The sequence below is a fragment of the Enterobacter cloacae complex sp. P1B genome, assembly GCF_014982345.1.
GTDB classification, from domain to species: Bacteria; Pseudomonadota; Gammaproteobacteria; order Enterobacterales; family Enterobacteriaceae; genus Enterobacter; species Enterobacter bugandensis.
This window is the reverse complement of the sequence record NZ_JADCLF010000003.1, coordinates 280269-302241: the sequence shown is the minus strand read 5'-3', so window position 1 is coordinate 302241 and position 21973 is coordinate 280269. Positions and strand designations below refer to the sequence as shown.

Genomic DNA, 21973 nt, shown 5'->3' with positions numbered 1-21973 from the left:
CTCTTTACCGAAGCATTGTGCTTTTCCATCCTGCATTCTCTCCTCAACATCACAGTGGAGAGACCATCATGATCGCAGTCCTTTTCGAAGCCAAAGCCGCGCCTGCCCATCAGGCGCGCTACCTCCAACTTGCCGCAGAGCTTAAGCCTTTGCTGGCCGACATCGACGGCTTTATCGATATCGAACGGTTCCAGAGCCTGACGACCGACGGCAAAATTCTTTCCCTTTCCTGGTGGCGGGATGAAGAGGCCGTCCGCCGCTGGAAGCAGAACGTTTTCCATCAGGCGGCGCAGGCCGAAGGGCGGGAGTCGATTTTCTCTTTCTACCGTATTCGCGTGGCGCAGCTGGTGCGGGAGTACAGTTCCGAAACGGGAGGGCGCGCGGATGTATGACGTTCACGTGATTTTCCGCGACGGGCCCGGCGAGCTGGCGCGCTTTGGACAGCTGTTGGGGCGCAACGGCGTGGGGCTGGAGGGGGGAGGGGTTTTCGGTACCGATGCCCATTTCCTGGTGGAAGATGGTGAAAAAGCGCGACGCGTGCTGGTGGAGGCCGGGTTTACCGTACAGGCGGTGCGCAGGCCGGTTATCAGAAAACTCAGGCAGGCGCGCCCCGGGGAGCTGGGTGAAATTGCGGCGGCGCTGGCGGCACGCGGCGTGTCTGTTCTTACCCAGTACAGCGACCATGCGAATCACCTTATTCTGCTGACGGATGATGATAAGCTGGCCGCAGAGATCACCGAACCCTGGGCAGCACATGTTAAAGACAAGCTTACCGACTGATAACGGCGCGGCGCTGGAGCAGGCCATTGCGGCGGTGGCGGCGGCAATGGCCGATCCGTCGCGCGTGAAGATGCTGTGCGCGCTGATGGACGGGCGGGCGTGGACCGCCACCGAACTGAGCACCGCGGCAGACGTCGCCCCCTCGACCGCCAGCGGGCATCTCGCCCGGCTGGTGGAGGGAAAGTTGATTACCTGTCTGTCTCAGGGGCGGCACCGCTACTATCGTCTGGCGGGGCACGACGTGGCGGAGCTGATCGAACAGATGATGGGGCTCTCCTGGAGCCGCATTGCGCCGCCGGAAACCACCGCGCCGAAGGCCATGCGGGAGGCGCGGACCTGCTACGATCATCTGGCGGGCACGGTGGCGGTAAAGATCTACGATTTCATGCAGGCGGAAGGCTGGCTGGAGGCAGACGGTTCAGCGCTCACGCTGTATGGCCGGGAGCAGTTTCTGAAACTCGGCGTGTCGTTAAGCGCTCATCCGCGCCGTAAGGCCTGCTGCGCCTGTCTGGACTGGAGCGAGCGGCGGTTTCACCTCGGAGGCGAAGCTGGCGCGGCGCTGCTTATTCATCTGGAAAGCAAAGGGTGGATCCAGCGGGTGGCGGGGTACAGGGAGGTGGTGGTGACGGCTTCGGGAAAAAGTGCCGTCAGGAGGCATTTTAGCCTCTAAACTCCACTGCGGGCTGGTGCCCTCACCCCGACCCTCTCCCACGGGGAGGGGGAGACATCGTTTTCGCAATTCCTGCTCTTTCGTCTCGCGTTTCTTGATACTTACCATGATAACTATTATCTTGACCGCGTGTGACGAGAGGTTTCCCCATGAGTGAAGAAGAACTGTTCTGCCGCAGGCCGATGGGCATGCGGATGGCAATGATCGTGCGCCAGTGGCGTGCGGTGATCGATGATGCCATTCTCGATACCGGCTTAACCCAGTCGAGCTGGACGGTGATGATGCAGCTTCATCAGCTCGGGGATAACGTCTCAATGAGTGAGCTGGCGGAGGTGCAGGGTATTGAACTGCCGCCGCTGATGCGCACCCTGACACAGCTGGAAAAACAGGGTTACCTGCTGCGCACCACATCGCCTTATGACAAGCGCATCCGGCTTCTGACGCTGACGCCTGAGGGAAAAGCCATTTTAAAAAGGCTCACTCAGGTGATTGAGACCTATCAGGCTCGCGTATCGCAACACATCGCGCCGGAGCATATCGAGATTTTCAGCGCCACGTTAAATCAAATCGCCTGCAATTTGCGGACAATCCGCGAAGAAGACAACAAGACCGAAAAATAATGACCCCTGAACAAAAGTTTGCCCGCTGGGTAAGGGTGAGTATTGCCTCTTTCCTGCTGATGTTTATCTATTTTGTCGTCGCGGATATCTGGATCCCGCTGACGCCGGACTCCACCGTCATGCGCGTGGTAACCCCGGTTTCTCCGCGTGTCTCCGGCTACGTGGCGGCGGTACATGTCCACAACAACAGCCAGGTGAAGAAAGGCGATCTGCTGTTTGAGCTCGACGACACGCCGTTTCGCAATAAAGTGGAAGCGGCGCAAATCGCGCTGGAGCAGGCGCGTCTCTCTAACGAACAGCTGGACGCGCAGATCGCCGCCGCGCAGGCCAGCCTGAAAACCGCGGTGCTGACCGCGCGTAACGACAAGGTGACCTTCGAACGTTACCAGAAGCTGAGCACGTTACAGAACGTCTCGCAGGCGGATCTGGATAAGGTCCGCACCGCCTGGCAGAGCAGCGAGCAGTCCGTCAGCACGATTCAGGCTAACATCCGGAACCTGCGCATCCAGCGCGGCGAGCGCGAAGAACACCGCAACGTGACGCTGCAAAAATACCGCAACGCGCTGGATGAAGCAGAGCTGAACCTCGGCTGGACAAAGGTCTACGCCCAGGCGGACGGCACGGTCAGTAACCTGCAGTTAAGCCCCGGTTTTTACGCCTCATCCGGCTCCGCCGCGCTGGCGCTGGTAAACAACCAGACCGATATCGTGGCCGATTTCCGCGAGAAGAGCCTGCGCCATACCCGTCAGGGCACCGATGCCGCCGTGGTGTTTGACGCCTTCCCGGGGCAGGTGTTCCGCGCCCACGTGGCCAGCAGCGACGCGGGGATCCTCGCAGGCCAGGAGGCGGTTAACGGCCAGCTCTCCCAGCCGGAGACCTCTAACCGCTGGGTACGAGACGCTCAGCGTATGCGCATTCACGTCACGCTGGATGAGCCGCTGCCTAAGCCGCTACCAACCGGCGCGCGGGCGACCGTGCAGCTCTACAACAGCGAAGGGCCGTTTGCGCGCTTCTTCTCCGGAATGCAGATCCACCTGGTGAGCCTGCTTCACTATGTCTATTAATACGCTGGCGCGGGTCTTTACCCCGCACGGCAACATCGTCTACACGGCAAACGACTTTCGCCAGACCCTGCGCATCGTTTTTGCCGGGATGATTGCCCTGAGCATATCGAGCTTCTACAACACCAGCTACGGCGTGTTTTTCGTGGTCTATCCGATCATGCTGCTGTCGCTGGTGCCGGTGTTTAACCGCCACGTGGCGAAGCAGTTTATCTTCAGCGCATCGCTGAACTGCGTCGAAATGGTGATTATCATCGGCTATCTTTCCCAATGGCCGGTCATCATGACGCTGGTGGTATTTGCTCTTTACGTGATGCGTTTTCGTTTTATGAGCAAAGGGCCGCTGTTCCTGTTCGGCTCGATGGGCGTTGTGTGCCAGAGCGTAATGCTCAACTTTATGAGCTACCCCACCACCAACTGGCACACGCTGCTGTTTTCCAACATTGAAGCGAGCGTGATGGCGGTGTGCCTGAGCGCGCTGATGAACTACCTGCTGCCGGACGTGGAGCCCCGCAAGCCGCCGCCGCTGATTGAGAAAGACGACGCCCGCGTGCGCCACGAGTCGCTGCTCTCCGGCAGCGTCGCGACGATGATTTTCGTGGTGTTTCAGATTAGCGACTTAAGCGATTCGCTCTCGGCGCTGATGGCAGGGATTCTGATCCTGTTCCCTATGCACTATCGCGGCGCGGTGATGAGCTCCATCTGGCGCGTGGTCGGGGTAGTGCTGGGCTGCCTCTACATTCTGGTGGTGCAGCTTATCCTCTACGATCACAGCAGCCATATGCTGCTGATGATGCCGCTGATTGGCCTCGGCCTGGCGTTTGGCGCTCGGCTGCACGTGATGGAGAAAGTGGGCGCGGGCGTGGGGTTTTCCAGCATCACGACCATCGGCATTATGTTCGGGCAGAACATGCACCCGGACAGTGACCTGGTGTTCAGCGATCTCTATCGCATCACCTCCGTGACCTTTTCGCTGGTGGCGACGCTGACGATGGTCTTTCTGGTGCATTTGATCCTGAACCGTTTCGCCGCCACGCGCTACGTCATTCAGGGCTGATAGCGTTTGCCGCCGCTGAAGCTCCAGTCCTCAGCGGCCGTAAACTGGATAACGACCATCACGTCTCCACCTTCAATGCCCATCTTCTCATTCAGTTGCGCAGCCAGCTGGTGGTAGAGGGCAGATTTCTGTTCAGTGCTCCTCGGCTTACCAGCAACGATATTAAACAGTATCGCCCCCTCCGTTCTGCCCGTGCTGAGATAGTGCCGATCAATGTATCGATCCCCGGCCGCGAAGCATTCAAAAAAATGGAATCTGTCCTGTGCGGGAACGGCGAAGGTTTCCGTTAGCGCCTGGTGCAGAATGTCCGAGATCTGATTTTGCTGCATCTCGCTATAGCGGTCACCCGTCATGATACGAACAAACGGCATTACTGTTTCTCCTCTGCAAGGCTGCTCAGCGCGCTGACGGCGGCCGGCCAGCCTGCGTAAAACGCCAGATGGGTAAACGCTTCGGCTATTTCGTCGTCCGTCACGCCGTTTTGCCGGGCGAAGCCGATATGCCAGGGAAGCTGCGCGGTGCGCCCCAGGGCTGCCAGCGCGGCAAGCGTGATCAGACTGCGATCCCGCGGGGCTAGCTGCGGACGCTGCCAGATATCGCCAAAAAGTACCTGCTGGCTCAGTTCCGCCAGCTTAGGGGAAACCTGCGCAAGCGTGTCGCGATTCAGTGTTGTGCTCATTTTTATTCCTCCTGTCGTCTGGAAATCACTTTCGCAGGCTGCCACCATAAATAAAATCGCAATGTTCAGGACTGAATGTCCTGAAAATGAGGATGATATGGATAAACGCTTTTCAGCATTAGACCTGGACGCGCTGCGCAGCTTTGTGGAGGGGATTCAGTCCGCCAGTTTTGCCGAGGCGGCGGACAGGCTGTGTCGGTCCACCTCTGCGGTCAGTGCCCAGTTAAAAAAGCTGGAGCAGCAGTGTGGCGTGGCTCTGACCGTTAAGCAGGGGCGTACGCTGGCACTGACCCGAGAGGGTGAAATTCTGCTGAGCTACGCCCGACGCATGCTGGTATTAAATGATGAAGCGCTCCGGGCTATCAGAGGTGAGTTGCTTCAGGGCGAGGTGCGGCTGGGTATGCAGGAGGACTTTGGCGAGTCCGTGATGCCGAAGGTCCTCGGCGATTTTCACAGACAACACCCTGAGCTTCGCATGACGGCACGCGTCGATCGTAACCCGCCGCTGCTGCGCGGCGTGGCGGCGAATGAACTCGATCTGGCGCTGGTCTGGCAGGAAGGTCGAGAAGGCGACTACGTGCGAAGCGAACCGCTGGCATGGATTTGCCGGTCCCGCGAGGATATTGAGGTCCTTCTGCAGCGAGGTGAGCCGCTGCCGCTGGTGATGTTTGACGCGCCCTGCCTCCTGCGAAGCCGGGCCATCGCGACACTGGATGCCGCAGGTATTCCCTGGCGTATCGCTTATACCAGCTATAGCCTGAGCGGGCTGTGGGCGGGAGTTAGCGCGGGGCTGGGTATTACGCTCCGCACGCGTATTGGTCTGCCCGAGACGTTACGGATCGACAGCCACCTGCTGCCAGATGCAGGAGAGCTGGGTATCGCCCTGCATCAGGGGAGCGCCTCCCCCAATGCAGCTATTACCAGCATGAAGGTGCTGATCCTCAGGACGCTGAATGGATAAGCGTTGGGACTTGCGAGAGTAAGAACAGGATTAGGCCTATCGTCCCGCCCACCAGCGTGCCGTTGACGCGGATGAACTGCAGGTCTTTGCCGATGTTCAGCTCAATCTGGCGGGACATGTCTTTGGCGTCCCAGCTTTTGACCGTGTCGCTGATGTGGCGGGTCAGGAACGCGGCGAAATCTGGCGCGACGCGGTGCGCGGCCTGCTCCAGATGCTCGTTCAGCGACGCGCGCAGGCTGGCGTCGTTTGTTAGCGTTTCGCCAAACCACAGCCCGGCGTTGGCGATGCGTTGCTTCACGCGCGAGTCATCGCTTTGCATATCCGCCTTCAGCCACTGGCGCAGGTCAGCCCACATCTCTCCCAGATAGCGGTTAAACGCCTCATCGTTTTTCAGATAGTGCTTGATGTTGTCGGCTTTCGCCGCCATTTCCGGATCGTTTTTCAGGTTGTCGATAAGCTTCAGCGTGGCGCGGTCGAACGCCTGGCGGATCTGGTGCGTGCGGTCGTGGCTGATATCGTCCAGCAGCGTGTTCACCGCGTTCGACACCATCTCCGCGCTTTGATCGCCCAGCCATTCGGTAGGCAGCACCATCGCCTTGCGCGGGTGTTCGGTTTTCAGCCAGTGGACAATCTGATCGGCAATAAACTCCCGCGTGCTTTCCCGCTGAATCAGGGTAATCAGGCGGTTGATGATGGCGTCCAGCAGTACCTGATGGCGGTTGTTTTTGGTCATGCTCTCCAGCATGACGGCGCTGGTTTCGGTGAAATCCACCTTGTCGATGGCCTTATGCACCGCCCGTTTAAGCAGGCGCTGAATACGTCCGTCATCGGTTAACTCAAGAAAACCGCTCATCACCTGCATCAGATGCAGCCCGACGCGCTGGGCGTTGTCGGGCTTGCTGAACCAGGCGCCAATCATCTGCGCTGGCTCATAGCGGCGGATCAGCGCCACAAGCGACTGAGTATCAAGAAACTTCTCCTGCACGAACTGGCCGAGATTGTCGCCGATTCGGTCCTTATTGCGCGGGATAATCGCCGTATGGCGCGAAATAAACGGAATGGGAACCCGGCGGAACAGCGCGACGACGGCAAACCAGTCCGCCAGCGCGCCGACCATCGCCGCCTCGGCAATGGCTTTGACGCCGCGCACCCAAAAGGTCTGCGGCAGGAAGAGGGTGGTGACAAAGGCCGCGGCGGCAATCAGCAGCAGCGACAGCGCCAGCAGCTTGGCGCGTTTGAGTTCAGCGATTTTTTCCATGGGTTAAGGATAGAGGGAAGCGGGGGAAAAGTGCAAAAATCGCCACAGCACCCACCCGCCAAACCCCATCAGCACCACGCCCGCCGTGCGCTCAATCCACCACAGCGAACGGCTGAGCTTCTGCTGGACCGCGGGCAAACCCATCATCGACACCAGCGCCAGATCCCACGCCAGCACCACCATCACCATCCAGACGCTGCAGGTCGCCTGCTGAAGCAGCGTGACGTCCGGCCCGAGTAAAGCCGTCATCAGCGCTAGGTAGAACAGCGCATTTTTTGGATTTAACAGCGCCGATCCCAGCCCCAGCAGGATCTGCTTCATCAGAGAAGGGCACCGCTGACGGGTTTCTGCAAGCGCCAGCGCCTGCGGTTGGCTGCGCACCAGATGCGAGCCGATCCACAGCAGGTACAGCGCCCCGCATACCTCGATAAGCGTAAACAGCCACGTAAACTGGCGCAGCGCGCTCCAGCCGATAATCACCAGAACAATATAGAGCGCGTTACCCGCGGCGATGCCGACGCATAGCCCGGCGCTGCCGCGCAGCCGATAGCGCGCCGCGTAGCCCACAAGCAGGAAAAAATCCGGACCCGGGCTCAACAGTGCAACAAAATGCGCCAGCGCCAGAGCGAGAAAAGCGGAAGGGAAGAACAGTTCCATAGCGACCTCAGTTAACCATCTGAGGACAGGCTACGGCGCTGCAGCTCCTATTTATTGTCTGATATTGAGCGGCCCGTGGCGTACTGGCGCGGCGTGGCGGCGGTATAGCTGACGAAGGTCTTATGAAAATGGCTCTGGTCGGCAAAGCCGCTCTGGTAGCTGACGTCGGCGATGTCGTCCCCGGCACGTAGCCGCGCTTTGGCGAACTCCACGCGGGAGATGTTGAGGAAGCTGCCCGGCGTCAGGCCGGTGTCCTGCCGGAAGGTGCGGATCAGCGTCTCCTTGCGCAGCGAGAAGCGTTGGGCAAGTTCGTCGAGAGAGGGCGGGCTGGTGAGATTGGAAAGAAACGCCTCCTGAACCTGCTGGCTGGTTGGGCGAAGCGCGTCTGCGTTATCCGCGCAGCGGGGAAGGGCAGAAAGCAGCGCTTCCACGGACGCTGGAGACATTGTCTTAACGACGTCCACGTAATGGGCAAACAGGGCAGGGTTACGAATCACCTGTAGCGCCAGAGGAAGATCGGTGTCGATATAGAGCATATGATAGCTGCGCGACTGCCCGTCGACGGGGTTGCAACTGTGCGGCGCATAAGCCGGGATCGCAATGAGGTCCCCGGGATGAAGAATGTACTCTTGGTCATGGCACACGCAGCAGGTCTGGCCCTCAACAATCGCGCCGATGGAGAGCTGAGGGTGACTGTGGCGTTTGTACGCCTGCGTGCTTTGCCAGGTGCTGCGCAGCTCAAGGCCCCTGGCGCGGTGAAAAGTCTGGCGAACGTGTCGGGTATCGGTCATGGAAACTCCTTCTGGACGTTTTTTATACCACGTCAGCGAACCGTCCGGCACTGCTTAACTCAGAACCTTCCGGATATACCCAACTTTACGTCCACAGCCAGTCATGTTGACTACCCTTAATACCCTAAGCGGTAAAACATGGAGATTCGATATGGCTTATCAGACAGTAAATCCTGCCACTAACCAGCTCATCAAAGAATACCCCTCACATACCGACGCGGATATCGAAGCGGCGCTGAAGGCGGCCGATGCGCTTTACCATTCGGATTGGGCGAAAGGCGACATCAGCCAGCGCCTGCCGGTGCTGCATAAGCTTGCCGACCTGATCGACGAGCGCGTGGAGGATCTGGCCAAAATCGCCAGCCAGGAGATGGGTAAGCTCATCGAACAGAGCCGCGGCGAGGTGAAGCTTTGCGCGCAGATCGCCCGCTACTACGCCGACAACGCGAAGCAGTTCCTCGCCCCGGTGAAGTACGACTCTGAACTTGGGGAAGCGTGGGTGGAGCATCACCCTATCGGCGTACTGATGGCCGTCGAGCCGTGGAACTTCCCGTACTACCAGCTGATGCGCGTCCTGGCACCAAACCTGGCGGCGGGTAATCCCGTTATCGCCAAGCATGCCAGCATCGTGCCGCACTGCGCCGAGACCTTTGCGCATCTGGTGCGCGAGGCGGGTGCGCCGGAAGGGGCGTGGACGAACCTGTTTATCTCGTCCGAACAGGTGGCGAATATCATCGCAGACGATCGCGTGCAGGGCGCAGCGCTAACCGGCTCCGAAAAGGCGGGCAGCGTGGTGGCCGCGCAGGCGGCGAAGCACATTAAGAAATCGACCCTCGAACTGGGCGGTAACGACGTCTTCGTGGTGCTGGACGACGCGGACCTGGATAAAGCGGTTAAGATTGGCGTGAATGCGCGGCTCAACAACGCCGGGCAGGTCTGTACCGCGGCGAAGCGCTTTATCCTGCATGAAAAGATTGCGGATGCCTTCCTCAGCAAATTTACCGAGGCGTTTAAGCAGGTGAAGATTGGCGATCCGCTGGACGAGAGCACCACGCTGGGGCCGCTCTCTTCCAAAGATGCGCTGGAAACGCTGACCAAACAGGTTAACGAGGCGGTGAAAAACGGTGCCACGCTGCACTTTGGCGGCAAGCCGGTGCAGCGCGACGGGAGCTTCTTCGAACCGACGATCCTGACGAATATCTCCCGCGAGAACCCGGCGTACTTCGAAGAGTTTTTCGGCCCGGTTGCGCAGATGTACGTGGTGAAAAACGACGACGAAGCGGTCGCGCTGGCGAACGACTCCCACTACGGCCTGGGCGGGGCGGTGTTCAGCCAGGACATTGAGCGCGCGAAGAAAATGGCGTCGCGGATCGAGACCGGGATGGTGTACATCAACTGGCTCACCGATACCGCAGCAGAGCTGCCGTTCGGCGGCGTGAAGCGTTCCGGCTACGGACGCGAGCTGTCGGATCTGGGGATCAAAGAGTTTGTGAACCAGAAGCTGGTGGTGGTGCGTAAGTAAGAGGTAATAAAAAAACCTGCCGGTTGGCAGGTTTTTTCAGTTGATTACTGTACTTCGATCTTGTCCCAGCCGCTTTTGAACATGCAGCTGTCGACTAACGTATCCCGGCGATATTCATTCGCGTCTTCAACCGTGTAGCTCGTGGAAATATCCTTTTTCTTGTTCTTTTTGTCCGTTTTTTCCGAGCTCGAACCGGTCACTACGTTATCCGGAGGCAGATCGATCAGGGCCTGCGCTTCGCATTCCGTGAGCTTTTTATTCATCTCAGCGTCGCTCACGCCCGGTTTTACCCATTTGTACTGGACGCAGCCGGTGAGCATCAGCGTGAGGCTCAGAACGCAAAGCGCGGTAATGCGGTGTTTCATCAGAAGCTAACTCCACCGCCGACATATGCGCCATCAATCAGGGTGTGGTTTGGACGACCATCTTTACCGTCAACGCTCACGTGGCGGTAGCCCACTTTCAGCGTAACCGGTTTGATTGGGGTCCAGCTTACGCCGCCGTTAGCTTCAACGTAGTTTTTCACGCTGTTGTTCAGGCCTTCTGGTGCCGCATAGCCTTCGCCATAGACGTGGATGCTGTCGGTCAGCGCAACGTTTACGCCGCCGCCAATCGGGAAGGCCACGCCGTTATCGCCTTTTTTTGGGCCGATGTAGATGGCTTTTGCGCCCGCATTCAGCATCACCGGGCCCACTTCCAGATTGTAGCCTGCGCCCACGCCACCGGTCTGGGTACCGTCGTCGGTGTTTTTCAGCCAGTTACTTTCGAGATAAACACCGGATGAGGGTTTGCCCATTTCCAGGTTGAGGTTGGTAAAGTTTTTACCCTGCTCAATGCTGCCGCCCATTGCCAGTGCGGAACCCGAAATGGCGGTCAGTGCAGAAAGAAGAAGAATGTTCAGTTTTTTCATGTTTCGTGCCTCATCATCAAATTAATCTGGGGGCACCTTAACAAGCGATGTTTATGACTGCAAATGTGATGCAAATCGACTTTTCATGCTGTAATTGTTAATTCTTTTATCTTTATTTGTAACGCTTAAGTTGGGTTGTCGGTGTGTCAACGCGCAAATTTCAGGTGTTGAGGAACAGTTTAATTTTTTGATTAAACGAAATCTGAACGAGGCAGGGATAGTGATTTGATATGCATTAATTGCGCTTCTAATAATTTCCAATTCCATTTCTAAAATCACATAAAAAAACAAATTTTTACATTTTTATGGTCATTATTTGTTCAGATGCCCGGCCACGTTTCCTTTCCATGTCATTTTTCTGACACGTTTGTTCATTACGTTGTGGGCTTCACTTTCCGGATGCTAACAATATGAAAAGAAAAATCATTCCTGTGCTTATCGGCTGTACGCTCTCTTTCTCTGGCCTGGCGGCGCAGCCCACGGCTGAGCGCTATGTTGTCAGCTTCCCTGACGGCTCACACGTGAAATACAGCGGCGCGTTTGCCGGTGCGTTTCCGAATGGACTCCCGGTAGGGATTGGCTCCGGCCTGCTGTTTACGGGCAAGCAGGGCGATGCTCTGACCTTCGCGACCGTGACCGATCGCGGTCCCAACGCCGATGCGCCCAAAATGGGTAAAAACGAAGCCAAAATTTTTGTCACGCCGGATTTCGCGCCGCTGCTGATGACCATTCGCGTTCAGAACGGCAAAGCGGAGGCAACGGATGCCCGCCCGCTGCATGATGATAAAGGCGAGATTAACGGCCTGCCGCTGCAAAGTGGCGTGATTGGAGCCACCAACGAGGTGGCGTTCAGCGATACCCTCAAAATTCTGAAGGGTGACAACCGCGGGCTGGACACGGAAGGCATCACCCCGGACGGCAAGGGCGGCTTCTGGCTGTGCGACGAGTATGGCCCGTTCCTGATTAATGTCGACAGCAAAGGGAAAATTCTGGCGATCCACGGGCCGCAGGCGGCGGAAGGGGAAAAATCCATCGCGGGCGGTCTGCCAAATGTTATCAAATGGCGCCAGCCGAACCGGGGCTTTGAAGGCCTGACCCGGATGCCGGACGGGCGGATTATCGCCGCCGTGCAAAGCACGCTGGATATCGACGGTAAGAGCAAAAAGCAGGCGCTGTTTACGCGTCTGGTCAGCTTCGACCCGGCGACCGGGAAAACGGCGATGTACGGCTACCCCATCGACAGCGCGGCCTACAGCAAAAACAGCGACGCTAAAATCGGCGACATCGTGGCGCTGGACGACCAGCACATCCTGCTGATTGAACAGGGTGAGGATAAAAATGACGCGATGCGTAACCTTATCTACAAGGTGGATCTCAGCAAGGCGAGCGACCTGACCGCTTTCGACAAGCCGGGCGAGTACCCGGAGTTTGATGATGAGAAAACACTGGCACAGCGCGGCATTACCCTTGCTGCAAAAACGCAGGTCGTCGATCTGCGCGCGCTGGGCTGGAAGCAGGAGAAGGCCGAAGGGCTGGCGCTGATCGACGGCAAACGGCTTGCAGTGGCGAACGATAACGACTTTGGCGTGAAGGTGGCGATGCAGCATCCGGTCGAGGGCAAAAAGCTCAAGGACTATCGGGTGAACGAGGAAGGCAAGCTGACGCTGGATGATAAACCGGTGGAAACCATGCTCAGCGTGAAGCCACTGAAGAAGCCGGAGTCAGAGAGCGAGCTGTGGATTGTGACGCTGCCGGAGGCGTTGAAATAATTTTACCCCTCATCCTAACCCTCTCCCTAAAGGGGAGAGGGGAAGCAAGGCGGTTATTTCTTCAGCCCCGCAAACGCTGCCCGAATCTCCTCCTCCGGCAGTTGGATACCAATAAACACCATCACGCTGTGCGGCGCTTCATCGCCCCACGGGCGGTCCCAGTCGGCGCTGTACAGGCGCTGTACGCCCTGAAACAGCAGGCGGTTCGGCTCGCCGTCGATCCACAGCATGCCTTTGTAGCGCAGCAGCTTGTCGGCAAACGACAGCAGCAGGTTTTCCATTACCCGCGAGACCTCGCTGATGTCCACCGGATAGTCCAGCTCCACCACAATCGACGCCACGTCGTTTTGCTTGTCTCCCATAAAGTGGAAGCACGGTTTCGTGGTGACGTTCTCCTCCAGCATAAAGCCGTTGGTGTTAAACAGCTGGGATAGATCGATATCGCCATGCGTCACCGTATAAATCGGCGCGCGCGAGTTGATGCGCGTCAGGCGCTCGCGTAGTTTTTCGCTGTCGCCCGCCACGTCGGTTTTAGTGAGCAGAATGCGGTCGGCGTAGCCCACCTGAGACTGGGCAATGGTGAACTGGTTCATCTGCTCGTCGGCGTGGACCGCGTCTACCAGGGCAATTACCCCGTCCAGCAGGTAGCGCTGGCAAAGAATATCGTGCGAGAAAAAGGTCTGAATAATCGGGCCGGGGTCGGCCATGCCGGTGCACTCGATCACCAGGCGGTCGAAGCCGATGTCACCGCGATCGCGGCTGTCGAGCAGGTCCAGCAGGGCGTCTTCCAGCTCGTTAGAGCGGGTGCAGCAGATGCAGCCGTTGGTCAGGGTTTTGATTTGCGTGGCGCGGTCTCCGATTAATTGATCGTCAACGGAGACTTCGCCAAATTCGTTTTCGATGACGGCGATTTTGAAGCCGTGCTGCTCGTTCAGGATGTGGCGCAGCAGGGTGGTTTTACCGGCGCCGAGGAAACCGGTCAGCAGGGTAACGGCAATCGGGGTCATGGTCTCTCCTTTAGCAGCAGCGGACGCCGCCTTCTCCACTTCCGCCGTAGCGCGCTTCCTGACGCTCGCGGAAGAATTCGGTGTAGGTCATGTACGGCTTATCCGGATGGTTGGTCTTCATATGCTCAACGTAGTTGTCATAGTCCGGAATGCCAATCAGCATTTTCGCCGCCTGACCGAGGTATTTTTTTGCTTCGCCTAAGTTACCAAACATTGAGAGTTCCAGATAGAAGAAGCCCGGAGGCGCGCAGCGATCCGGGCCTACAGTGACAGGCTTAATTAATGGTGTGAAGAGGTCTTCACGCCGCCTTCCGGCACCGGCACGTACGGGGTCTCTTTATCCGTACGGCCTTCGGTGTTGCGCACTTTCATCCAGGTTTTGATGCCGTAGAAGATAATGCTGTACACCACCACCAGGAACAGAATGCTCAGACCCGCGTTGGTGTAGTTGTTCACCACGATATGGTTCATGTTGGCAATCTGCTGTGCGGTCAGATCCGCGCCGCCTGCGGCAATCTTCTCTTTGTACTGGTTAGCCATGAAGAAGAAGCCTTCCAGCTGCGGGTTGGTGCTGAACAGCTTCAGGCCCAGCGCCCAGGTGGTGCAGAGCAGCAGCCACAGCGCAGGAACCACGGTCACCCAGATGTATTTGGTGCGCTTCATCTTCACGAGGACGACGGTACCGAGCACCAGGGCAACGGCTGCCAGCATCTGGTTAGAGATACCGAACAGAGGCCACAGGCTCTTCACGCCGCCGAGCGGGTCGACAACGCCCTGATACAGCAGGTAGCCCCACAGGCCTACGCACCCGGCAGTACCCAGAACACCCGCTACCAGAGAGTCGGTTTTCTTCAGGAACGGCACGAAGTTGCCCAGCAGATCCTGCAGCATGAAGCGGCCCGCACGGGTACCGGCATCCAGCGCGGTGAGGATGAACAGCGCTTCGAACAGAATACCGAAGTGGTACCAGAAGCCCATGTCCGCCCACGGCAGCACTTTGTGGAACACGTGTGCGATACCCACGGCCAGCGTCGGCGCGCCACCGGCACGGTTCAGCACGGACGGTTCACCAATGTCTTTCGCGGTCTGCATGATCTGCTCAGGCGAGATCACGAAGCCCCAGGAGCTGACGGTCGCCGCCGCGTGTGCGCTGGCCTCTTTCAGCTGCGCCATGATCAGCGCGGTATTTTCCCCGCCCATCTCATGCAGGTTTGGCATGGTGATGCCCAGACCCGCCGGCGGGGTGTTCATCGCGAAGTACAGGCCTGGCTCGATAATCGACGCCGCAACCAGCGCCATGATCGCCACGAAGGACTCCATCAGCATCGCGCCGTAACCGATAAAGCGCGCGTCGGTTTCGTTAGCCATCAGCTTCGGCGTGGTGCCGGAGGCGATCAGCGCGTGGAAGCCAGACACGGCGCCGCAGGCGATGGTAATAAACAGGAACGGGAACAGGGCGCCTTTCCACAGCGGACCGGTGCCGTCAATGTACTGAGTCACCGCCGGCATTTTCAGCTCAGGGTTGATGATGACAATCCCGATCGCCAGCCCGACGATGACACCGATTTTCAGGAAGGTCGCCAGGTAGTCGCGCGGAGCCAGAATCAGCCACACCGGCAGCAGGGCGGAAACGAACGCGTAACCGATCAGCGCGAAGGTGATGGTGGTGTCTTTAAAGGTCAGCGCCGGGCCCCAGTACGGGTCGTGCGCAATCACGCCGCCGAAGTAGATGGAGGCGACCAGCAGTACGATACCAATGACCGACACTTCACCCACGCGCCCAGGACGCAGGAAGCGCATATAGATGCCCATGAACAGCGCAATCGGTACGGTAGAACAGACGGTGAAGACGCCCCACGGACTTTCGGCCAGCGCTTTCACCACGATCAGCGCCAGCACCGCGAGGATGATGATCATGATCAGGAAGCAGCCGAAGAGGGCGATAGTGCCCGGCACGCGGCCCATCTCTTCTTTGATCATCTCGCCCAGCGACGAACCGTTACGGCGCGAGGAGATAAACAGCACCATAAAGTCCTGCACCGCTCCCGCCAGCACCACGCCCGCCAGCAGCCAGAGCGTACCCGGCAGGTAGCCCATCTGGGCGGCCAGCACCGGGCCGACCAGCGGGCCCGCGCCTGCAATGGCGGCAAAGTGGTGACCAAATAGCACGTAGCGGTTGGTTGGCACGTAGTTCAGACCGTCATTGTTAATGACCGCCGGGGTGGCGCGCGTCGGGTCGAGCTTCATGACCTTCTGCGCGATGTACAAGCTGTAGTAGCGATAGGCCACAAGGTAGACGGAAACCGACGCGACCACGATCCACAGGGCGCTGACGTGTTCGCCCCGGCGCAATGCGACAACCGCCAGACAGAAAGCGCCGAGGATCCCGAGTAAGGCCCAGGGCACGTGCTTAAGTAGTTTTTTAGTATCCATAGTAAGACCTGGTTTTTTATGTAAAGAAAAAAGGGTCAGGGTTCGTTGTGAGGAGGTATTGATTAATGCTGGAGCGATCGTGCCAGATCCGCGCGCGCGTAAAGGACGGTAAATGAGTGAGTGGTTGAAAGTGACGGGTGAGCGGTCAAAGGACGCGGCGAGTGGTTCAGGCTCGCCGCTGGTCGGGAAAATTATGTGATTGAGATCACGTGGTTTTCCGGGCTGCGCTCCATCGACAGGTAGCTTTCCAGCGTCTTGATGAGCTTCTCCTTCAGCCAGCTCGGCTCCAGGATCTGAATATTCGGCAGCCAGTAGAACAGCAGCGGCAGGATCTGGTTTTCGTGTGCCGCCTGGCAGCGCAGCGTGACGCCGCCGCGCCGCTCCTCCAGCAGCTCCTGTTCCGGCAGGAGATCGCGGCGCAGGAAGTAATGTGAAATATTATCCTTAATGAATATTTTCACGGTGAAAGTAGTTTCGGACACCCACGGGTCGAGGCTTTTTTCCAGCAGTTCCCGAACATTTTCATCAGGGGTAAAAAAGGTTTTTTGAACATCAAACCAGCTAATCTGGCTTAATGAAAAGGATTTCAACCGGCTATTTTCGGTAGCTTGTAAATACCATATATTTTTTTTGTTAATGAGTTTATAGGGATTAATCAGACGGGTTTTACCCTTATAAACAATCTGACAGACATTATGGTTCTTAATCGATTTCTCGATTTTCGCTAAATGGCGGCGGATATCACGCTGCACCGTGTGCTCTGCGTCATTACCGAGGATAAGAATATGGTTGTCGTCGACGCGCGCCTCCAGCTTTTGCCAGAAGTCCGTATTTCTTTCAGGGAAAAAGTTATCGGCATTCAGGAAGTTAGCCAGAGCATGATGTAATCCCTGCCCGCCGGGAGATTGGGCGGAGTGGATCAGTCGATATAGCCCGTTACCGGTATGTTCAACAATGGGCGAGAGCGCATTTAAATCCCGGTAGACGGTACGCTCGGTAATTTTAAATTTCTCCATTAGCGCACTGCGGTTTACCACGCCGTGTAAATGTAACTCAAGGAGAATATCGACCAGACGTTCAGCCGAGCGGCTCCGCGTCGTTTTAGCCATAAGGTCTTCCTGTATATTGGGTATGCGCTGAACAATGCAAAAGCACTGGCCGGAGATGTCAGTATTCAGGCACAGAAAATTTCTCTTATGGATATATAACGGCGTGATTTAGCGGAAACCTTAGGAATTTTTGTAGAAAGCGGCGCTGGCCCGAAAAAAGGCCAGCGCGAGGGGGATCACACGACGGCTTCCATCTCCATCATTACCGGGTGGAAACGGCGCTTAAAGTAGATCAGGCCGTGTCCCGCGTCACTCAGGATGATGTTTTTCACTTCGACAAGATAAACCAGATGCGTGCCGATGGTTTGCACCTGGGTAATCTCGCCTTCCAGGCTCGCCAGCGCGCCTTTCAGCACCGGCTGCCCCAGCGGGCCTTTCTGCCAGCAGGAGAGGGCAAAGCGCTCCTCCATTGCCATCCCGGTCATCCCGGCGAAGTGGCGGGCCATGATCTCCTGCTCGTGGTTCAGCACGTTGACGCACAGCCTGCCGTTGCCCTGAAAGACCGGGTTCATGGCGCTGTTGGCGTTAATGCAGACCATGACCGACGGCGGGGTATCCGTCACCGAGCAGACGGCGGTGGCGGTAATGCCGCAGCGTCCGACGTCGCCCTCGGTGGTGACCACATTGACCGCCGCCGACAGGCTGCTCATTGCGTCGCGAAAACGCAGGCGTTGTTCATCTGAATGCATTGTAACCTCCCGCTGCGCTATTTCAGCAGCTTGTCGAGCATGTTGATATCGCTGTTGTTGTGCAGGTGCGGCACGGTCCAGCCGTGCTGGTCGTATTCGGACATGCAGCGGTCGACCATTGCCATCATCTTGTCCATATTCCCTGAGCTTTGCGCCTGACGCAGGCATTGCAGGCGGATCTCATCCTGGCTGCCGGAGTAGTTGATTTCGTACAACTCGTGACGACCCCCAAACTCGCTGCCGATGGCGTCCCACATCAGTTTCAAAATCTTGATGCGTTCGACGTGATCCATTCCGTTGGAGCCGCGCACGTACTTCGCCAGATACTGGTCGATCTGCGGGTTGTTCAGGTCCCGCGCGCTGGACGGCAGATAAATTAGCCCGGAGGTCACGTTACGTTCGATGATGTTCTTGATCTTCGCGTAGGCCATCGGGGCCATCACGCGGTAGGTTTGCAGCGCCGCGTGGTCCGGCAGGTACGCGCCGTTCACCCACGGCGTGGCTTCGGAGCACATGGAGTCGCTCAGCGCCCAGAACATATTGCGCCAGGCCACCACTTCGCCGAGATCTGCCTGCACGCCGCGGAACTCCAGGGTACCGGTGCACTCCAGGGATTTCTTCAGCAGGGCGGTGATGAAGTCGAGCTTCACCGCCAGACGCACGCAGGCCTGAAGCGGGTACATGCGGGCGAAGCCGCCCTCCATCGTCCAGCGACGGCAGCGGTCGAAATCGCGGTAGATCAGCACGTTTTCCCACGGGATCAGCACGTTATCCATCACCAGGATCGCGTCGTTCTCGTCGAAGCGGCTGGAGAGCGGGTAGTCATACGGGGAGCCGGTTGCGCCTGCCACCATCTCGTACGAGGCGCGGGAGATCAGCTTCACGCCTTCGGCATCCATCGGCGCGACGAACATCAGTGCGAAGTCCGGGTTTTCGCCCATCACCTGCGCGGAGCCAAAACCGATCATGTTGTAGTGGGTCAACGCCGAGTTGGTTGCGACGACTTTCGCACCGCTGACGATAATCCCGGCATCGGTCTCTTTCTCCAGCTTGATGTAGACGTCCTTCACCTCGTCCGCCGGCTTGTGGCGGTCGATCGGCGGGTTGACGATGGCGTGGTTAAAGTACAGGGCGGTTTCCTGAATGCGGGTGTACCAGTTGCGGGCGTTCTGCTCGAACTGACCGTAGAAGGCAGGGTTCGCTCCCAGCGCGCAGCCGAACGCCGCTTTGTAGTCCGGCGTGCGGCCCATCCAGCCGTAGCTCAGGCGCGACCACTCGGCGATGGCGTCGCGCTGCTGGCGCAGGTCGTCGGCGCTTTTCGCCACGCGGAAAAATTTGTGGGTGTAGCCGCCGCTGCCGGTGTCGGTGCCCCAGCACAGCGTGTCCTGCATGTCCGGCTTGTGCAGGGCGTCGTACATCTGGGCGATGGACGCCGCCGCATTGCGAAACGCCGGGTGGGTGGTGACGTCCTTAACGCGCTCGCCGTAGATATAAATCTCGCGTCCATCCTGCAGGCTTTTTAAATACTCTTTGCCGGTTAACGGACGTTTGGCATCAGCGCGGAAATCTTCAGGCTTCATAGGGACCTCGTATCGGAAGATGGTTGTTAAATTTATGTTTTGTTTTTGTTGTTTAATTGAAGCGTGAGAGGGGCGGAACGTGAAGGGACGATTGGGACAACGGCGGGTACTTTTCGGGCGGGATTGGGATTTGTGATCTGTGCGGGTTTTTGGCGGGTGGCGCTGCGCTTACCCGCCCTACATACCGCGATGCGCTCAGGAAACCGGTACTTTCTGCGCCCGATACGCGCTGGGCGAGCAGCCCGTCAGGCGATTGAAAAACCGGGCGAAATAGGCCGGATCCTTAAATCCCAGCTGCCAGGCAATCTCGCTGACCGCGCTGTCGGAAAACAGCAGCAGGCGCCTGGCCTCGCGCAGCTGCCGGTCGAAGATCAGCCTTTTCGGCGAGCGGTTGGCGAAGCGGCGGCAGATGTCCGTCAGGCGGGATTCGGTCAGATGCAGTTCGCTGGCGTATTCCGGCACCGTCCAGTGCTGGTGGTAATGGGTGTCGATCAGCTGGGTAAAGCGCTGGAACAGCTTCAGCTCGCCGCGCATCCCGCTGGCCGCGTGGTCGTCGAGCTTCGCGTTGCGCAGCAGCAGGGTAAATACCGCCTGCGCCAGCAGGACCAGCGTATGCTCACGGCCCGGCAGCTGCGCCGTGGATTCCCGGGCGATGAGCTGCCAGTAGTGCTTCAGCGCCGTCAGCTCGTCAGGCTTGTCGGCAAGCGACAGGCAGATCCCCGGCAGGCCGAATGCTTCCCGCGTGCCGGGGTAGAGCACCTCCAGCAGCGGCCAGATGAGATCCTCGCGCACCGTCAGCACGTGCCCGTCGCTGTCGGATTCGGTGATAAACGCGTGCGGCACCGACGGCGGCGTCAGCACAAATAGCGGGGCCTGCACCGAATAGCGGTGGTCGTCGAGCTGGAGTTCAATCTGTCCGGTATCGAGAAAGTGCATCTGAAAATACTGGTCGTGACGATGCGCCTGCATGTCGCGGCCAAAAAAGGCCGCCATGCGGGCGAACGACTGATAGTGCACGTCGTCGGTGCCCAGACTTTCGTCGTACTCCTTGCTGATATCAATGTTGGCGATAGGGCTCTGGCACATGATCGTTCCTCTGTTGAACCGGGTGGGTCATCGGGATGCGCGTCAGCACCAGCGCGCCGACCACCAGCAGACCCGCCACAAACCACAGCCCGGAACTGAAGCTGCCGGTCGCGTCGCGCAGGATCCCAATCAGCAGCGGGCTGACGGCGGATCCGACATTACCGATGGCGTTGATCACCGCCAGCGCCACCGCGCGTGACTGCAGGCTAATAACCTGGTCCGGCGTGGTCCAGAATATCGCCATGGCGGTAAACGATCCGGTTGAGGCCATGATGATGCCAAGCAGCTGGATCAGGCTGTGATCGGTCGCTGAGGCCAGCATCCATCCCGCCGCTGCAAACAGGTACGGCAGGATGGTGTGCTTTTTTCGCTCTTTCAGCCTGTCGGAGCGGCGACTCCACCAGATCATCCCGAGGATGGTACAAAACTGCGGGATCGCCGCCAGCAGGCCAATCACGATATTACTGCTGCCGGTGTTGAAGCTTTGCAGGATCTGCGGCGTCCAGATGTTGATCGCGCTCAGCGTATTGGTCAGACAGAAGTAGGCCAGCGTGTAGAGCAGCACGGCGGGCGTAAGCACCTCGCGCAGCGTCGAGCGCGGCGTGACGGATTGGGCGATGGCGACCTCCTGCTCGCGCGCGATCATCCTTTTCAGCGCCTGCTTTTCGTCTTCATCCAGCCAGGTGGCCTGATCCGGCGTGTCGTTGAGGTAAAACCAGGTCACCACGCCGAGCACCACCGACGGCAGCCCCTCCAGCAGAAACAGCCACTGCCAGCCCTTCAGGCTCCACAGCCCGTCCATCGCCAGAATATACCCGGAGAGGATCGAGCCAAGCATCATGGTCACCGGCATGGCGATCATAAACAGCGCGTTGGCGCGGGCGCGGTGATAGGCCGGAAACCACCAGGTGAGGTAGACCAAAATCCCCGGCAGGAAACCGGCTTCCGCAATGCCCACCAGCATGCGCAGGACGTAAAGCGTTTCAGGGCTGGTGGCGAACATGGTGCAGGTAGAGGCGATGCCCCACACCACCATGATCCCGGCGATCCAGCGGCGTGCGCCGACCTTCGCCAGCATGATGTTGCTGGGGATCCCGCACAGCACGTAGGTGACGTAAAACAGCGTCGCGGCCAGGCCAAACATGGTCGACGTGAGGCCCAGATCTTTGCCCATCGTCAGCCCGGCAAAGCCGATGTTAATGCGATCGAGAAACGAGAAAACAAACAGGATAAAGAGAAACACGATCAAACGACGGAACAGCTTATTTATTGCGCGATGTTCTACATCTTTATTATGCAGGGTTGAGGTCGTCATGTTGCGCTCCACATCGTAC

Annotated in this window: 24 protein-coding genes; 9 read left to right on the top strand and 15 right to left on the bottom strand. The window is 58.3% G+C overall.

Features of this window, described 5'->3' with window-relative positions; genetic code table 11:
- The first annotated feature begins 68 nt into the window (after nucleotides 1–68).
- The 6 genes from INF77_RS02750 to INF77_RS02725 all read left to right on the top strand — a co-directional run bounded on the left by INF77_RS02750 (nucleotide 69) and on the right by INF77_RS02725 (nucleotide 4188).
- A complete protein-coding gene (locus INF77_RS02750; protein WP_028015378.1) occupies nucleotides 69–392 on the top strand; it encodes an antibiotic biosynthesis monooxygenase in 324 nt (107 codons plus the stop codon).
- Nucleotides 385–780, top strand: a complete 396-nt coding sequence (locus INF77_RS02745) for an amino acid-binding protein (RefSeq protein WP_193532422.1) — start codon at nucleotides 385–387, stop codon at nucleotides 778–780. The genes INF77_RS02750 and INF77_RS02745 overlap by 8 nt, the downstream gene beginning before the upstream one ends.
- Nucleotides 755–1450, top strand: a complete 696-nt coding sequence (locus INF77_RS02740) for a helix-turn-helix transcriptional regulator (RefSeq protein ID WP_193532421.1) — start codon at nucleotides 755–757, stop codon at nucleotides 1448–1450. Before INF77_RS02745 ends, INF77_RS02740 begins: the two co-directional genes overlap by 26 nt.
- A gap of 149 nt (nucleotides 1451–1599) precedes the next feature.
- On the top strand, nucleotides 1600–2070 hold the full coding sequence (locus INF77_RS02735; protein ID WP_047367261.1) for a MarR family winged helix-turn-helix transcriptional regulator: 471 nt from the start codon (nucleotides 1600–1602) through the stop codon (nucleotides 2068–2070).
- On the top strand, nucleotides 2067–3134 hold the full coding sequence (locus INF77_RS02730; protein ID WP_028015382.1) for an HlyD family secretion protein: 1068 nt from the start codon (nucleotides 2067–2069) through the stop codon (nucleotides 3132–3134). Before INF77_RS02735 ends, INF77_RS02730 begins: the two co-directional genes overlap by 4 nt.
- Entirely contained in the window at nucleotides 3124–4188 is a 1065-nt protein-coding gene (locus tag INF77_RS02725) for a DUF2955 domain-containing protein (protein ID WP_045259544.1), read from the top strand. Before INF77_RS02730 ends, INF77_RS02725 begins: the two co-directional genes overlap by 11 nt.
- Here the strand turns inward: INF77_RS02725 and INF77_RS02720 are convergent.
- Complete coding sequence (locus INF77_RS02720) at nucleotides 4179–4559, bottom strand: tautomerase family protein (RefSeq protein WP_193532420.1); 381 nt, start codon at nucleotides 4557–4559, stop codon at nucleotides 4179–4181. The two genes, INF77_RS02725 and INF77_RS02720, sit on opposite strands and share 10 nt — an antisense overlap.
- Entirely contained in the window at nucleotides 4559–4867 is a 309-nt protein-coding gene (locus INF77_RS02715) for a carboxymuconolactone decarboxylase family protein (RefSeq protein ID WP_028015385.1), read from the bottom strand. Before INF77_RS02715 ends, INF77_RS02720 begins: the two co-directional genes overlap by 1 nt.
- Before the next feature lie 97 nt (nucleotides 4868–4964).
- On the opposite strand from INF77_RS02715, the gene INF77_RS02710 reads away from it, so the two are divergent.
- A complete protein-coding gene (locus tag INF77_RS02710) occupies nucleotides 4965–5828 on the top strand; it encodes a LysR substrate-binding domain-containing protein (RefSeq protein ID WP_193532419.1) in 864 nt (287 codons plus the stop codon).
- On the opposite strand, the gene INF77_RS02705 is transcribed toward INF77_RS02710, so the two are convergent.
- The 3 genes from INF77_RS02705 to INF77_RS02695 are packed head-to-tail and all read right to left on the bottom strand — an operon-like array spanning nucleotide 5809 to nucleotide 8534.
- On the bottom strand, nucleotides 5809–7086 hold the full coding sequence (locus INF77_RS02705) for a DUF445 domain-containing protein (protein WP_047363829.1): 1278 nt from the start codon (nucleotides 7084–7086) through the stop codon (nucleotides 5809–5811). The two genes, INF77_RS02710 and INF77_RS02705, sit on opposite strands and share 20 nt — an antisense overlap.
- Nucleotides 7087–7089: 3 nt before the next feature.
- Nucleotides 7090–7743: a LysE family translocator gene (locus INF77_RS02700; RefSeq protein ID WP_193532418.1), complete on the bottom strand. Its 654-nt coding sequence runs from the start codon at nucleotides 7741–7743 to the stop codon at nucleotides 7090–7092.
- Between the two features lie 47 nt (nucleotides 7744–7790).
- Nucleotides 7791–8534 (bottom strand): AraC family transcriptional regulator, encoded by a 744-nt coding sequence (locus tag INF77_RS02695; protein WP_193532417.1) that lies wholly within the window; start codon nucleotides 8532–8534, stop codon nucleotides 7791–7793.
- Between the two features lie 151 nt (nucleotides 8535–8685).
- Here INF77_RS02695 and INF77_RS02690 point away from each other — a divergent pair, with 151 nt between their 5' ends.
- Nucleotides 8686–10056 (top strand): NAD-dependent succinate-semialdehyde dehydrogenase, encoded by a 1371-nt coding sequence (locus INF77_RS02690; protein WP_193532416.1) that lies wholly within the window; start codon nucleotides 8686–8688, stop codon nucleotides 10054–10056.
- A 44-nt stretch (nucleotides 10057–10100) separates the two neighbouring features.
- On the opposite strand, the gene INF77_RS02685 is transcribed toward INF77_RS02690, so the two are convergent.
- Together INF77_RS02685 and INF77_RS02680 are read right to left on the bottom strand one after the other, a co-directional pair.
- Complete coding sequence (locus INF77_RS02685) at nucleotides 10101–10421, bottom strand: hypothetical protein (protein WP_028015390.1); 321 nt, start codon at nucleotides 10419–10421, stop codon at nucleotides 10101–10103.
- Nucleotides 10421–10966 (bottom strand): YfaZ family outer membrane protein, encoded by a 546-nt coding sequence (locus INF77_RS02680; RefSeq protein WP_193532415.1) that lies wholly within the window; start codon nucleotides 10964–10966, stop codon nucleotides 10421–10423. Before INF77_RS02680 ends, INF77_RS02685 begins: the two co-directional genes overlap by 1 nt.
- 410 nt (nucleotides 10967–11376) lie before the next feature.
- Here INF77_RS02680 and INF77_RS02675 point away from each other — a divergent pair, with 410 nt between their 5' ends.
- Nucleotides 11377–12735 (top strand): esterase-like activity of phytase family protein, encoded by a 1359-nt coding sequence (locus INF77_RS02675; protein ID WP_193532414.1) that lies wholly within the window; start codon nucleotides 11377–11379, stop codon nucleotides 12733–12735.
- A gap of 53 nt (nucleotides 12736–12788) precedes the next feature.
- Here INF77_RS02675 and yjiA read toward each other — a convergent pair whose 3' ends face one another.
- From yjiA to hpaX, 8 genes are all read right to left on the bottom strand, one after another.
- Nucleotides 12789–13742: a GTPase gene (gene yjiA / locus INF77_RS02670; protein ID WP_193532413.1), complete on the bottom strand. Its 954-nt coding sequence runs from the start codon at nucleotides 13740–13742 to the stop codon at nucleotides 12789–12791.
- Between the two features lie 10 nt (nucleotides 13743–13752).
- A complete protein-coding gene (locus INF77_RS02665) occupies nucleotides 13753–13956 on the bottom strand; it encodes a YbdD/YjiX family protein (RefSeq protein ID WP_003856610.1) in 204 nt (67 codons plus the stop codon).
- A 65-nt stretch (nucleotides 13957–14021) separates the two neighbouring features.
- Nucleotides 14022–16175 (bottom strand): carbon starvation CstA family protein, encoded by a 2154-nt coding sequence (locus INF77_RS02660; RefSeq protein WP_028015394.1) that lies wholly within the window; start codon nucleotides 16173–16175, stop codon nucleotides 14022–14024.
- A gap of 191 nt (nucleotides 16176–16366) precedes the next feature.
- Complete coding sequence (locus tag INF77_RS02655) at nucleotides 16367–17284, bottom strand: YafY family protein (RefSeq protein WP_063154854.1); 918 nt, start codon at nucleotides 17282–17284, stop codon at nucleotides 16367–16369.
- 176 nt (nucleotides 17285–17460) lie between these two features.
- Nucleotides 17461–17973, bottom strand: a complete 513-nt coding sequence (locus tag INF77_RS02650; RefSeq protein ID WP_182033684.1) for a 4-hydroxyphenylacetate 3-monooxygenase reductase subunit — start codon at nucleotides 17971–17973, stop codon at nucleotides 17461–17463.
- A 17-nt stretch (nucleotides 17974–17990) separates the two neighbouring features.
- Entirely contained in the window at nucleotides 17991–19553 is a 1563-nt protein-coding gene (gene hpaB, locus INF77_RS02645) for a 4-hydroxyphenylacetate 3-monooxygenase, oxygenase component (RefSeq protein ID WP_193532412.1), read from the bottom strand.
- A gap of 195 nt (nucleotides 19554–19748) precedes the next feature.
- Complete coding sequence (gene hpaA, locus INF77_RS02640; RefSeq protein WP_028015398.1) at nucleotides 19749–20639, bottom strand: 4-hydroxyphenylacetate catabolism regulatory protein HpaA; 891 nt, start codon at nucleotides 20637–20639, stop codon at nucleotides 19749–19751.
- A complete protein-coding gene (hpaX, locus tag INF77_RS02635; protein WP_182033688.1) occupies nucleotides 20611–21954 on the bottom strand; it encodes a 4-hydroxyphenylacetate permease in 1344 nt (447 codons plus the stop codon). The genes hpaA and hpaX overlap by 29 nt, the downstream gene beginning before the upstream one ends.
- Nucleotides 21955–21973: the final 19 nt, after the last annotated feature.

Excerpts from the sequence above, each read along its gene's own strand:
- INF77_RS02750 (WP_028015378.1), top strand. The coding sequence starts at position 69 with ATGATCGCAGTCCTTTTCGAAGCCAAAGCCGCGCCTGCCCATCAGGCG.
- INF77_RS02745 (WP_193532422.1), top strand. The coding sequence starts at position 385 with ATGTATGACGTTCACGTGATTTTCCGCGACGGGCCCGGCGAGCTGGCG.
- INF77_RS02740 (WP_193532421.1), top strand. The coding sequence starts at position 755 with ATGTTAAAGACAAGCTTACCGACTGATAACGGCGCGGCGCTGGAGCAG.
- INF77_RS02735 (WP_047367261.1), top strand. The coding sequence starts at position 1,600 with ATGAGTGAAGAAGAACTGTTCTGCCGCAGGCCGATGGGCATGCGGATG.
- INF77_RS02725 (WP_045259544.1), top strand. The coding sequence starts at position 3,124 with ATGTCTATTAATACGCTGGCGCGGGTCTTTACCCCGCACGGCAACATC.
- INF77_RS02720 (WP_193532420.1), bottom strand. The coding sequence starts at position 4,559 with ATGCCGTTTGTTCGTATCATGACGGGTGACCGCTATAGCGAGATGCAG.
- INF77_RS02715 (WP_028015385.1), bottom strand. The coding sequence starts at position 4,867 with ATGAGCACAACACTGAATCGCGACACGCTTGCGCAGGTTTCCCCTAAG.
- INF77_RS02710 (WP_193532419.1), top strand. The coding sequence starts at position 4,965 with ATGGATAAACGCTTTTCAGCATTAGACCTGGACGCGCTGCGCAGCTTT.
- INF77_RS02705 (WP_047363829.1), bottom strand. The coding sequence starts at position 7,086 with ATGGAAAAAATCGCTGAACTCAAACGCGCCAAGCTGCTGGCGCTGTCG.
- INF77_RS02700 (WP_193532418.1), bottom strand. The coding sequence starts at position 7,743 with ATGGAACTGTTCTTCCCTTCCGCTTTTCTCGCTCTGGCGCTGGCGCAT.
- INF77_RS02695 (WP_193532417.1), bottom strand. The coding sequence starts at position 8,534 with ATGACCGATACCCGACACGTTCGCCAGACTTTTCACCGCGCCAGGGGC.
- INF77_RS02690 (WP_193532416.1), top strand. The coding sequence starts at position 8,686 with ATGGCTTATCAGACAGTAAATCCTGCCACTAACCAGCTCATCAAAGAA.
- INF77_RS02685 (WP_028015390.1), bottom strand. The coding sequence starts at position 10,421 with ATGAAACACCGCATTACCGCGCTTTGCGTTCTGAGCCTCACGCTGATG.
- INF77_RS02680 (WP_193532415.1), bottom strand. The coding sequence starts at position 10,966 with ATGAAAAAACTGAACATTCTTCTTCTTTCTGCACTGACCGCCATTTCG.
- INF77_RS02675 (WP_193532414.1), top strand. The coding sequence starts at position 11,377 with ATGAAAAGAAAAATCATTCCTGTGCTTATCGGCTGTACGCTCTCTTTC.
- yjiA (WP_193532413.1), bottom strand. The coding sequence starts at position 13,742 with ATGACCCCGATTGCCGTTACCCTGCTGACCGGTTTCCTCGGCGCCGGT.
- INF77_RS02665 (WP_003856610.1), bottom strand. The coding sequence starts at position 13,956 with ATGTTTGGTAACTTAGGCGAAGCAAAAAAATACCTCGGTCAGGCGGCG.
- INF77_RS02660 (WP_028015394.1), bottom strand. The coding sequence starts at position 16,175 with ATGGATACTAAAAAACTACTTAAGCACGTGCCCTGGGCCTTACTCGGG.
- INF77_RS02655 (WP_063154854.1), bottom strand. The coding sequence starts at position 17,284 with ATGGCTAAAACGACGCGGAGCCGCTCGGCTGAACGTCTGGTCGATATT.
- INF77_RS02650 (WP_182033684.1), bottom strand. The coding sequence starts at position 17,973 with ATGCATTCAGATGAACAACGCCTGCGTTTTCGCGACGCAATGAGCAGC.
- hpaB (WP_193532412.1), bottom strand. The coding sequence starts at position 19,553 with ATGAAGCCTGAAGATTTCCGCGCTGATGCCAAACGTCCGTTAACCGGC.
- hpaA (WP_028015398.1), bottom strand. The coding sequence starts at position 20,639 with ATGTGCCAGAGCCCTATCGCCAACATTGATATCAGCAAGGAGTACGAC.
- hpaX (WP_182033688.1), bottom strand. The coding sequence starts at position 21,954 with ATGACGACCTCAACCCTGCATAATAAAGATGTAGAACATCGCGCAATA.